An 11110-nucleotide genomic window follows, 5' to 3' on the forward strand; every position below is an offset into this window, starting at 1 on the left:
GGCGGCAATCAGCTCGTTCATGTCGGTGTCTTTGGTGCTCTTGGTCATGACCAAGTTGCCGTCACGCAGCACCGAGACTTCATCGCAGATTTCGAAGATCTCGTCCATCTTGTGGGAAATGTAAATCAGCGAAATGCCCTGCGCTTTCAGCATCCGCATCATTTCAAACAACTTATCTACTTCCTGCACCGTCAGGGAGGAGGTGGGTTCGTCCAGAACAATGACCTGGGCGTTGTAAGAAATTGCCTTGGCAATTTCACACATCTGCCGCTGCGAAACAGACATGTTCCGCATCGGCTGTGTCAGGTTTACGGTCATACCCAGTTTGCGGAACAGGTCGGCCGCTTTACGTTTCATTTGTCCTTCGTCAACTACACCCATGGAGTTCACCGGATAGCGACCCAGGAACAGGTTATCGATAACACTGCGCTCCAGGCACTGGTTCAACTCCTGGTGGACCATGGCGATACCATTTTCCAGGGCATCCTTAGGACCGGAGAAGCTGATTTCTTTTCCGTTCAGGAAGATTTTGCCCTCGTCCTTCTGGTATGTACCAAAAAGGCATTTCATCATTGTAGACTTACCGGCACCATTTTCACCCATAAGTCCCATGACAGTACCGCGCTTTACGTCCAGATTGATATGATCAAGCACTCGGTTACGACCGAACGACTTGCACATACCGCGAATTGACAAGACGATATCATCTTTCGCTTCTGCCATTCTCGTTACTCCCGTTTTTGCTTATTGACAGGTTTCTATGGTTAAACACCTGTCGGTTTCCATAAAAAAGCGCTATTAGGGAGAATTCCTTCTCCCAAATGGAGAATTCCTTCTCCCTAATAGCGTTGTGTTACTTAGCGGTCAGGTTCTCAAAGATATAAAGGTTGCCGGATTACTGGCTCAGCAGAGCAGTGTAGGAAGCGGCGTTGTCCGTCTTAACCATGTTGATGGCGAAAGCATCGTACTGGCTGGGGTTGCCCAGACGGTTGGTGATGTTGGCCTCGGTCTGGCCGTCACCGCCGATGTAGTCGACCTTCAGGTTCAGCAGATCGTCGTACTTCTCCAGCAGGGGCTGATAAGTGGCGCTCAGGAAGTTGTCGGCGGCATTGTAGATGTCGAGCCAGACGGTCTTTTCGGGGTGAGCGGTAGCATCCAGCTGAGCGGAAACGGGCTCATAGGTCTTGGTGGAGTCGGTGAACTCGGTGTAGTTCTCAGCGGTGACAGCCACGTTCAGAGCGTAGTAAGAACGAGAGGCCTCATCGTAGTAGTAAACGTCATCGCTCAGCACGTTGCCGGCATCGTCAGCGGTAGAAATACCAGTGTTGATGTCCACGCCGTCCAGGGCGTTGCGGATCAAACGGAGAGTCAGGTAAGCCTGAACGTCAGCGTGCTGGCTGATGGTTCCGCCGTAGCCGTCTGCGATGGCAGCAACAGCGTCAGCGTTGGCGTCGTAGCCGAAGGTGGGAACGCCAGCTTCCTGAGACCAGGAGTTGAACATGGCCATGCCCATGCCGTCGTTGTTGGAAACAACGATATCAATGCTGTCGCCCAGAGAGGAAGCCCAAGCACTGATGGCGTTGCTGGCGGTGCCGGCATCCCAAGTGGCACCGGCGGAGTTCTTCATTTCCTGAGAAGCCAGCTCACGAACAGTGAAGGTCTTGCCGTTCACTTCCAGCGTGCCGTCCTGAACGAGGGTAGAGCTGCCGTCCGCATTGGTGCCGACGGGATCGGAAACGATGCCGTTGTCGCCTTCAACGGCGGTGCCCAGAGCAGAGCGAACGCCGCGGGTACGAGCGATGGAGTCGTTGTGGCCGATGTCGCCGATGGCCAGAACGTAACCGATGACGCCGTCGCCGTTTTTGTCGATGGTGTCAGCGTGGGCGGCGATGTAATCGGCAATCATCTTGCCCTGCAGCTCAGCGCCCTGGTTGGCGTCGAAACCAACGTAGTAGGTGTTATCATTGAAGCTCAGTGCTTCCATATCCAATGCACCGGTGGTGCTGTTGGAAGGCTGACGGTTGAACCAGATGAGAGGCTTGTCTTTGTTGGCAACAGTGCCGCCCTCGGTAGAGGCAGTAGAGGCGGCTTCAGAGGTACCGGCAGCAGAACTGTCGGATGCAGCAGTGGAGCTTGAGGTGCTGGTGCACGCAGCCAGGCTCAAAGCCATCGCGGCAGCCATGCTCAATGCAAGTGCTTTTTTCATAGTTTTTCTCCTTTGTTCTGATAATTGGCGGGGTTTGTTCGGACCCGCCTGACACTATTTATGGTAAAAGAAAATGACCGCAAAAACAAGGGGGAATTTCACCGACAGAAGTGTGAAAAAATTATTCATAAAAAACAATGTGCAACAAAACAGCGCTGTTAAAATGTGCAGTTTGCACAACACTTATGTCAAAACGGTACATAAACGTAAAAAGTGTACGTAACTTTACCGTAAAGAATCTACCGAATGCACTGGTGCAAAGGAGTGCATAGAGGACATAGACGAAAAGGCTCCGACATCCCATAATCTTACTTTTGCAGTAAAGATAATTCGGAAGTTTACATTTCCCAAAGAATGGGGAACTGGTAAAAAGCTTGCGATATAATTTCGCTAAATGTAAATTTAGCGAAATATAGGGAGGGGCGTGAGGCGGCTTTACGCCGATTTGACGGGGCGCGTTTTCTCTTGGGCTGACCGGCTCCTCGCGAGAATAAATATTGTATCGCATGCAAAAAGTGTACGCAATGTAAAATTCAAATAAGGTTCAAATTTCTATAACTTTGTGAAAATGTCTTTTTTATAAAACTATCCCATATATTGTCTGTAAATCCGATCGCCTGCCGGTGCTTACAAATGGGAAGTATTATGATATAATTATAATACATTATAATTCATGATTCGAAGATCACTTCCTGCAATTTCGACTTTTCTGTCTGAGGTGTTTTCATTTGAGCAGTTATATTGATACCGTTCACCCTGAACAGCATGCACCATATTTGGATATTCCGGATGATGTGATCGAGTACCTGCATTATCTAGACTTTGTAAAACTTCGTTCTCCGCGGACAGTCAATGGTTATTACCTAGATCTGCGCGGTTTCTTTCGCTACATGATGAAACAGTGGCAGCGTGTCAGTCAGGATGCCGCTCCGGAAAGCATTGACTTAACGCACATCACCACGAAGGACATTGCATCCATACAAAAAAGAGATATTTTTTCTTATTTGGATTATGCCCGAAGTTCCAATAATGGACCGCGTGCCCGAGCCAGAAAATTAAGTGCTCTTAAAGGCTTTTTTGGCTATATGTACACACAGGTGGGCAAAATCTCTCAAAATCCGACTGAAAATGTAAATTTGGGAGCGCCCAAGAAAGCGCTCCCCAAATATCTCACCGAAACAGAAAGTCTGGATTTGTTAAAAAATATACAAAGCGATTTTTATGAACGGGATTTTTGCATCATTACGTTGTTTTTGAATTGTGGAATGCGCCTGGCCGAGCTGGTGGGTATTGATCTTGGAGATTTCCGGGATGATACCATCCGGATTACCGGCAAAGGCGGTAAAGAACGAATTGTTTATTTGAATGATGCTTGCAAACAAGCTTTGGAATACTATCAAAAGGCTCGCGCCGGCTTGCCGAACCTGACAGACAAGAACGCTTTGTTCGTTTCCAAACGTACCGGTAAACGACTGACTGCACGCCGCGTGGAACAAATCGTGGCACGATGTCTGCAGAGTGCCGGGTTAAGCGGCCGCGGTTTTTCTCCCCACAAGCTTCGTCACACCGCGGCCACCCTCATGTATCAAGGCGGCGTAGATATGCTGGCTCTAAAAGAAATTTTAGGGCACGAGAGTGTTTCAACTACCCAAATTTATACACACATTAATCAGCAGCAACTCCGCGCCGCGGTGCAGTCCTCTCCCCTCGCCAAGCAACAGTACATTCAAGAATCGTCACCACAAAAGACGGTTGACGAGGATGAAGACGCCACTGAAAACAATACTGAATAAACACGAAAAGAACATCGCGGTCAAAAACCGAACCGCTAACCGCCGCACAGCAGCATTCAAGTGGCCCCGAGGCGCGCCACCCTGAAAAGCGCTTTGAAACAATCCGCGACTGACAGGGATTGCATATCCGGCAAGCCACAGACTGAGAAAGAGAATTACCAGACTCGGTAAACACCACAACAGCCAATAAACAACCAGCGATTTTATTCCGCCAACTGCAAGAACATTTGCGGCACAGAACCCCAGAAAGCTCCCTTTTGCTAAGAAAAGCAAAAAAAGAAGTACCATACCAAATGGCGAAAAACCGCACAAAAGCACTGAAAAATGCTGTAAAAAGGCAGAAAGCATCTGACTGTAAAAGGAAGTTCCCCACGAAATATCCTTTGCAGAGTCTGTGTAATACACAGCCAGTTGTTGCCCCAGCTCCGACTTGCCGCCTTGCCCCACAAAAATACCGGGTAAGTACCCCAGTATAAAAAACAAAGCGCACAGAAAAACCATACCGGAAACGGCCGCAAAGTGGTAAGTGGTACGAGGAATCCTCCCCTTTTGCAATGCAGATGTACGTGTTGTTCTTGTTTTGCGAGTAAAAACATGCACACGGGTCGGCGTCTGCACAGTACGCATCAGTGCGCCACCCCCAAAGCGGCGACTGCCCCGCCCAGCAAACCGCCAAACAACATTACAATGGACAGCATAACATCTCCGCTCTGCAGCATGATAGCTCCACTCGCGATAAAAGCCGCTGCCATCTGACAAATTGCATAGAAACAACCACAAGCAAAACCGCACAGCAACAGTTGGCGCCCTACCTTCCTGGCCAAAACAAGGCCGGATACCGTGGCGCCGGCTGCTGCCGCCGCACAGGCAAAAGGCCGGACAGTTGTTAACGGCAGCGGCGTATGCGTAAGCAGCAAGGCAAATACCGCCAGTAAAGCAGCACAAATCCCCACGCCACACAGAAAAGAAAGCAGCGCGGCACGCAGGACCGACTGGAAAGAGCTTGCGGGCTGCTTTTTTACAAAGTGAGATGATGTACGGGCAGACCGTACCGGACGAATCTTTTTACTTTTACTAGACATACAAAACGCCCCCTTGCACAGTAAAAACTATGCAAAGGGGCGTTTTTATATGTTAGACGGTTGCCTTACTTCTTGGCCGGAACATTTTTAGAATCACCGGTATCAAGCTTTTCTACGGCAGAAATGGCAGAACGGCGGAAACGAATCTTGGTACGGTCGCTGCCGGTTTCTACTACCAGCGTGTCGTCTTTTTCACTGATCGCAAACACGATGCCAACGATGCCGCCAATCGTGGTGACTTTGTCGCCGATTTCGATGGAGTTGCGCATGGCCGCATCTTTCTTGTCCTGACGCTTCTGCGGAACATAAATGATCAGGAACATAAAAACAAGAATTAGGATCATCGGCAACAGGCTGATAATCATTTCGCCGGTGCTGGCAGTTTCGGTGCTCAGGAACTGGATCATAGCAGGTATACTCCTTAAATTAAACGATTTTCTCTATTATATCGAATTTATAGAGGCAACGCAAGGGTTTCCCTCAAATTCCAACGGGATAAAACGGAAGAATTCAGATACGGGTATCCAATTTATGCACATAAGTATCGTGGAATTGCTGGAACTTGCCGTTGTCCAGTGCTTCCCGAATGCGCTCCATCAGATGATTGTAGAAATATAGGTTGTGCATTACCGCCAACCGCATCCCCAGCATTTCGTCCGCTTTCTGCAGGTGACGAATATAGGCGCGGGAGAAGTTGCGGCAAACCGGGCAGTCGCAATGCGGATCAATGGGCGACTCATCCCGTTCGTATTTGAGGTTTTTGATGTTGATGATGCCATCCCATGTGAACAGATGGCCATGACGCGCGTTGCGGCTGGGCATTACGCAGTCGAACAGGTCTACACCGCGGTAGACGCCCTCAATGATATTCCCGGGTGTACCTACACCCATCAGGTAGCGAATCTTGTCTTTGGGGGCAAACGGTTCCACGGCAGAAATGATATCGTACATCACTTCTGCAGGCTCTCCTACTGCGAGACCGCCGATGGCATACCCGTCCAGATCATACTCTGCAATCTGCTTCATGTGCTCCACACGCAAATCCCGGAATGTGCACCCCTGGTTGATGCCGAACAACAACTGGTCGGGGTTTACCGCTTTGTTTTCGTGTTTGAGTCGGGCCATTTCCGCTTTACAGCGCAGCAGCCAACGTGCTGTACGAGCACAGCTGTTTTTAGCATATTCGTAGGTGGCAGGGTTCTCTACACATTCATCAAAAGCCATAGCGATGGTAGAACCCAAATTTGCCTGGATCTGCATGCTTTGTTCCGGCCCCATAAAGATGCGATGGCCGTCCAGATGGGAGTTGAAGGTGACGCCTTCCTCGGTGATCTGGCGAAGTTTGGCCAAGCTGAATACCTGGAATCCGCCACTGTCTGTCAGGATGGGCCCGGTCCAACGGGTGAACTTATGAAGCCCGCCCATGTCCGCTACGACCTGATCGCCCGGGCGCAGATGCAGATGATAGGTGTTGCACAACATGACCTGTGCGCGGATTTCTTTCAGATCAAGTGCGGAAAGCCCGCCTTTGATGGCGGCAGCGGTGGCGACATTCTGGAAAGCGGGGGTCTGAACGGTACCGTGAACGGTTACAAATTCACCGCGGCGGGCAGCGCCCTCCTGTTTGATAAGACGGTAAGGCATGGAAGTTTCTCCCTATCCAATGTGTGTTGTAAAAAAGCGGCGGTGCAATGAGCATTCCCTGCACCGCCTTTACTTGTTACAGTATAAAAGAAGCTGAGCGGGAAGTCAACACCGACACCTGTTTTTACAGGATCAGCATAGCATCCCCAAAACTGAAAAAGCGGTATTTTTCTTCCACAGCTACCTTGTAGGCTGCCATGGTTTTTTCGTATCCGTAAAACGCGGAAATCAACATGATCAACGTGCTTTCCGGCAGATGGAAGTTGGTAATCATCCCATCAATGGCGTGCAGATCGATTCCCGGGTAAATGAAAATGTCGGTGTTTCCGCTGCAAGGCACGATCTTACCATATTTGGCCCAAACGGCTTCCAGCGTACGGCAACTGGTAGTTCCGACCGCAATCACACGGTGACCGGCTTCACGGGTTGCCTGAATGGCGTCGGCGGTTTCCTGACTTACCGAATACCACTCACTGTGCATCTGATGATCTTCAATCTCATCTTCGTTCACCGGGCGGAACGTGCCCAGGCCCACGTGCAGGGTCACTTCCGCAACGTTGACGCCGTTTGCGCGGAGCGTATCCAGCAGTTCGGGGGTAAAGTGCAGACCAGCCGTCGGCGCAGCTGCGCTGCCAAGTTCTTTGGCATATACTGTCTGATACTGGCTCTGATCTTCCAGCTGTTTGGTGATGTATGGCGGCAACGGCATTTTGCCGAATTCATCCAGCTTTTCGTACAGCGTTTCCGTATCATAGGTAAAGGTAACGAATTTGTTGCCATCCGGCATGGTTTCATCAACCACTGCCGTAAGACTGCCATCGCCAAATTCCACTTTTGTACCGGGCTGCATACGTTTGCCGGGACGTGCCAGGCACTCCCACGTGTCCCCTTTTACCTGGCGCAACAAGAGCAGTTCGCAGACGGCTCCCGTCGGCACCTTGGTGCCCAACAGACGGGCAGGAAGCACCTTGGAATTGTTGACCACCAGCAAATCGCCTTTTTCGAGGTAACGGGGCAGGTCGTGGAATACCGCGTGCTCAATAGTATCATTCTGGCGATTCAGAACCATCAGACGCGCTGCGTCACGGGGATCGGCAGGTTCCTGCGCAATCAGTTCCTTAGGCAAGTCGTACCAAAAATCTTTTTTCAGCATGGTTTTCTTCCTTTTTACGTTGACAATCTATTATCAGAATACTATAATAAACGCAAACACAGAGGCGCGAAGTTCATCAGTAGCTTGCTCTGCAAGCCCAGCCAGGGCATGGAGCGGTGAAAGGGTCCTTCGCCGAAGGCGGTACGCGGCACGTATCGACCTGGGCTCGTTGCCGAAAAGGAGCGAGACTGTCATATTCGATAGAATGTGTTGCGCTGTGTACATGCAATATGATATTATATTGCATTTTGTGCCGGTTTTCAAGCCGGTTTTTTTGTTATCTGTGCAAATTATTCACAGAGGTGGATGTTGCTGCATAGAAATAGGAAGGGTTTAAGCGAAAGGAAGGTCCTGGTAACTATGAAACAGTACAATGTAGGCGTCATCGGCGCCACCGGCATGGTTGGACAGCGCTTTGTAACGTTGCTGGAGAACCACCCCTGGTTTCATCTGACGGCAGTGGCAGCCAGCGCTCGCAGCGCCGGCAAAACCTACGAGGAGGCTGTCGGCAGCCGCTGGCTGATGCAGACCCCCATGCCCGAAAATGCCAAAAAACTTATCGTTCTGGACGCTTCCAACGTGGAAGAAGTGGCTTCGCAGGTAGACTTTGTGTTCTGCGCTGTCAACATGAAGAAGGAAGAAATCAAGGCGTTGGAAGAGGCCTACGCCAAGGCTGAATGCCCGGTGGTTTCCAACAACAGTGCGCATCGCTTTACCCCGGACGTTCCCATGGTCGTGCCCGAGATCAACGCCGATCACATCGAGATCATTCCGGCTCAGCGCAAACGCCTGGGCACCAAGCGCGGTTTCATCGCCGTCAAATCCAACTGCAGCCTGCAGAGCTATGTTCCTGCGCTGCATCCTCTGCGGGGTTACGGCATCACCGACGTGCTGGTGTGCACCTACCAGGCTATTTCCGGTGCTGGCAAAACCTTTGAAACCTTCCCCGACATTCTGGATAATGTGATCCCTTACATCGGCGGCGAGGAAGAAAAAAGTGAGCAGGAACCGCTGAAGCTGTGGGGCAAGATCGAAGGCGACCAGATCGTTTCCGCTGATGCTCCGCGTTTTACAGCCCAGTGCCTGCGTGTTCCGGTATCCGACGGACACATGGGGGCTGTGTTTGTACGCTTTGCCAATAAGCCCACGCAGGAGGAAATTCTGAAAGCCTGGAAAGAGTTCCATGGTCCTGCTCAGGATTTGGAACTGCCCAGCGCTCCGAAACAGTTCCTGCACTACTTCGAGGAAAATGACCGTCCGCAACCCAAACTGGACCGCATGCTGGAAAACGGCATGGCTGTAAGCATTGGCCGTCTGCGCCCTGACAACCAGTACGACTACAAATTTGTCTGCCTGTCCCACAACACCCTGCGCGGCGCTGCCGGTGGTGGCGTTCTGCTGGCAGAATTGCTGGCGGCAAAGGGTTACTTTGATTGAGCAACAATAAGGAGAACGTCCTATGAAAAAGCCCGTTTTTACCGGTGCCGCTGTGGCGATTATCACGCCCATGCACGCTGACGGAAGCGTAAATTATGATGAACTTGGGCGTATTATCGAAGATCAGATTGCCAACCATACAGATGCCATCGTGATCTGTGGCACCACAGGCGAATCCCCTGCTCTCGACCATGAGGAGCACACGCAGTGTATTCGCTATACCGTGCAGAAGGTTGCAGGCCGTGTTCCGGTCATTGCCGGTACCGGTTCCAACGATACCCGTTACGCTATCCAGCTTTCCCAACAAGCACAGGAAGACGGTGCGGACGCCCTTCTTCTTGTTACACCTTACTATAACAAAACCAGTCAGGCAGGATTGATTGCCCATTACACCGCTATTGCAAATGCGGTTGATTTGCCCTGTATCCTGTATAATGTGCCCAGCCGCACCGGTTGCAACCTGCAGCCCGCTACGTTGGCCGAATTGGCGAAGCTGCCCAACATCAACGCTGTGAAGGAAGCCAGTGGCAACATCTCCCAGGTGGCAGAAATCGCCGAACTTTGCGGTGATGAGCTGAACATCTATTCCGGCAACGACGATCAGATCGTGCCGTTGCTGGCATTGGGTGGCAAGGGCGTGATCAGCGTGCTGTCCAATGTGGCGCCGCAGTACACCCATGACCTGTGCGCCAAGTGGCTGGCCGGCGATACCGCCGGCAGCCTGGAAATGCAACTGAAGGCTTTGCCCTTGTGCAAAGCACTTTTTGCCGATGTAAACCCGATCCCCGTAAAATGGGCCATGAATCGTCTGGGCTGGCAGGCTGGTGCCTGCCGTCTGCCGCTGGTGGAACCTTCCGCTGCCGTGCAGGCGCGCCTGGAAACTGCCATGCGGGATTTTGGATTGCTGAAATAATTGCAACCGGCCCGTGGTTTTGACCGCAGGCCGGTTTTGCGTTTTTACGAAAGGAATTGGAAAATTATGACGGATATCATCATCCAGGGGATTTACGGCCGCATGGGTCGTACACTGGTAGAAAAAATAGGCGGACGAGAGGACTGCCGTATTGTCGCAGGCATTGATTGCCAGAGCGGTCAGGTGGGAGACATCCCGGTATATACTTCTTTTGCTGATCTGCCCTGCAAAGGCGTCATCATCGACTTTTCTTCTCCCGCAGGTGCGGTGGCTGCCGCTGAGTATGGCGCTGCCAACGGTCTGCCCTGCGTGATCTGCTCCACCGGACTTTCCCGTGAGGATGAAGCGGCCCTGGAGGCAGCCAGCACCAAAACGCCTGTCTTCCGCAGTGCCAATATGTCCTTGGGTATTAATGTTCTGATTGAATTGGCCCGCCAGGCCACCCGTGTACTGGGCGGCGAATTCGACATTGAGATTGTGGAGAAACATCACCGCAATAAGCTGGATGCTCCCAGCGGTACCGCGCTGATGATTGCCAACGCTATCAACGACGAGGCCGATAACCGGTACGAATACGTATATGACCGCTCTCAGGTGCGTCAAAAACGAGGTGACCGGGAGCTGGGCATCAGTGCGGTGCGCGGCGGTGGCATTGTTGGGGAGCACGAAGTTCTGTTCTGTGGTCCGGAGGAAGTTCTGACCCTGCAGCACAGCGCGGGCAGCCGCGGTGTCTTTGCAGATGGTGCTATTCAGGCGGCACTGTATCTGGCCGGTCAGCAGCCCGGCTACTATACCATGACAGATCTGCTGCGCGGTAAACTGCCATGCGTCTGAGAGGAAACGAAATTGCCGCCTGTGTGGTCATTGCGCTGGGAGTGGGCG

General features: G+C 51.6%; 11 protein-coding genes and 1 riboswitch. Of the genes, 4 read left to right on the forward strand and 7 right to left on the reverse strand.

What is annotated here, in order from left to right; genetic code table 11:
- Both H6B10_RS08955 and H6B10_RS08960 read right to left on the reverse strand, forming a co-directional pair.
- A partial coding sequence (locus H6B10_RS08955; protein ID WP_204651288.1) for an ATP-binding cassette domain-containing protein occupies positions 1-723 on the reverse strand: 723 nt, incomplete at its 3' end.
- A 172-nt stretch (positions 724-895) separates the two neighbouring features.
- Entirely contained in the window at positions 896-2206 is a 1311-nt protein-coding gene (locus H6B10_RS08960; protein ID WP_204651289.1) for a substrate-binding domain-containing protein, read from the reverse strand.
- Positions 2207-2934: 728 nt separating this feature from the next.
- Here H6B10_RS08960 and H6B10_RS08965 point away from each other — a divergent pair.
- Positions 2935-3999: a tyrosine recombinase XerC gene (locus H6B10_RS08965; RefSeq protein ID WP_204651290.1), complete on the forward strand. Its 1065-nt coding sequence runs from the start codon at positions 2935-2937 to the stop codon at positions 3997-3999.
- Here the strand turns inward: H6B10_RS08965 and H6B10_RS08970 are convergent.
- The 5 genes from H6B10_RS08970 to queA all read right to left on the reverse strand — a co-directional run bounded on the left by H6B10_RS08970 (position 3943) and on the right by queA (position 7878).
- Positions 3943-4626, reverse strand: coding sequence for a hypothetical protein (locus H6B10_RS08970; protein ID WP_204651291.1), 684 nt, complete (start codon positions 4624-4626; stop codon positions 3943-3945). The genes H6B10_RS08965 and H6B10_RS08970 overlap by 57 nt on opposite strands.
- Positions 4626-5081, reverse strand: a complete 456-nt coding sequence (locus H6B10_RS08975) for a TIGR04086 family membrane protein (RefSeq protein ID WP_204651292.1) — start codon at positions 5079-5081, stop codon at positions 4626-4628. Before H6B10_RS08975 ends, H6B10_RS08970 begins: the two co-directional genes overlap by 1 nt.
- Positions 5082-5146: 65 nt before the next feature.
- Positions 5147-5488 carry a preprotein translocase subunit YajC gene (gene yajC, locus H6B10_RS08980; protein ID WP_204651293.1) on the reverse strand — a complete coding sequence of 114 codons (342 nt, stop codon included), beginning with the start codon at positions 5486-5488 and terminating at the stop codon, positions 5147-5149.
- Between the two features lie 103 nt (positions 5489-5591).
- Positions 5592-6725 carry a tRNA guanosine(34) transglycosylase Tgt gene (gene tgt / locus H6B10_RS08985; RefSeq protein WP_204651294.1) on the reverse strand — a complete coding sequence of 378 codons (1134 nt, stop codon included), beginning with the start codon at positions 6723-6725 and terminating at the stop codon, positions 5592-5594.
- Positions 6726-6849: 124 nt separating this feature from the next.
- Positions 6850-7878 (reverse strand): tRNA preQ1(34) S-adenosylmethionine ribosyltransferase-isomerase QueA, encoded by a 1029-nt coding sequence (queA, locus tag H6B10_RS08990; RefSeq protein WP_204651295.1) that lies wholly within the window; start codon positions 7876-7878, stop codon positions 6850-6852.
- Positions 7879-7929: 51 nt separating this feature from the next.
- A riboswitch (Lysine riboswitch) is annotated at positions 7930-8104 on the forward strand.
- A gap of 134 nt (positions 8105-8238) precedes the next feature.
- Here queA and asd point away from each other — a divergent pair.
- From asd to dapB, 3 genes are all read left to right on the forward strand, one after another.
- Positions 8239-9315, forward strand: coding sequence for an aspartate-semialdehyde dehydrogenase (asd, locus tag H6B10_RS08995; protein WP_204651296.1), 1077 nt, complete (start codon positions 8239-8241; stop codon positions 9313-9315).
- A 22-nt stretch (positions 9316-9337) separates the two neighbouring features.
- Positions 9338-10228 carry a 4-hydroxy-tetrahydrodipicolinate synthase gene (gene dapA / locus H6B10_RS09000; RefSeq protein WP_204651297.1) on the forward strand — a complete coding sequence of 297 codons (891 nt, stop codon included), beginning with the start codon at positions 9338-9340 and terminating at the stop codon, positions 10226-10228.
- A gap of 66 nt (positions 10229-10294) precedes the next feature.
- Entirely contained in the window at positions 10295-11062 is a 768-nt protein-coding gene (gene dapB, locus H6B10_RS09005; RefSeq protein WP_204651298.1) for a 4-hydroxy-tetrahydrodipicolinate reductase, read from the forward strand.
- Positions 11063-11110: the final 48 nt, after the last annotated feature.

Source organism: Gemmiger formicilis (genome assembly GCF_016901605.1).
Taxonomy (GTDB): Bacteria; Bacillota; Clostridia; order Oscillospirales; family Ruminococcaceae; genus Gemmiger; species Gemmiger formicilis_B.

Excerpts from the sequence above, each read along its gene's own strand:
- dapA (WP_204651297.1), top strand. The coding sequence starts at position 9,338 with ATGAAAAAGCCCGTTTTTACCGGTGCCGCTGTGGCGATTATCACGCCC.
- H6B10_RS08975 (WP_204651292.1), bottom strand. The coding sequence starts at position 5,081 with ATGTCTAGTAAAAGTAAAAAGATTCGTCCGGTACGGTCTGCCCGTACA.
- asd (WP_204651296.1), top strand. The coding sequence starts at position 8,239 with ATGAAACAGTACAATGTAGGCGTCATCGGCGCCACCGGCATGGTTGGA.
- H6B10_RS08970 (WP_204651291.1), bottom strand. The coding sequence starts at position 4,626 with ATGCGTACTGTGCAGACGCCGACCCGTGTGCATGTTTTTACTCGCAAA.
- tgt (WP_204651294.1), bottom strand. The coding sequence starts at position 6,725 with ATGCCTTACCGTCTTATCAAACAGGAGGGCGCTGCCCGCCGCGGTGAA.
- yajC (WP_204651293.1), bottom strand. The coding sequence starts at position 5,488 with ATGATCCAGTTCCTGAGCACCGAAACTGCCAGCACCGGCGAAATGATT.
- H6B10_RS08960 (WP_204651289.1), bottom strand. The coding sequence starts at position 2,206 with ATGAAAAAAGCACTTGCATTGAGCATGGCTGCCGCGATGGCTTTGAGC.
- queA (WP_204651295.1), bottom strand. The coding sequence starts at position 7,878 with ATGCTGAAAAAAGATTTTTGGTACGACTTGCCTAAGGAACTGATTGCG.
- dapB (WP_204651298.1), top strand. The coding sequence starts at position 10,295 with ATGACGGATATCATCATCCAGGGGATTTACGGCCGCATGGGTCGTACA.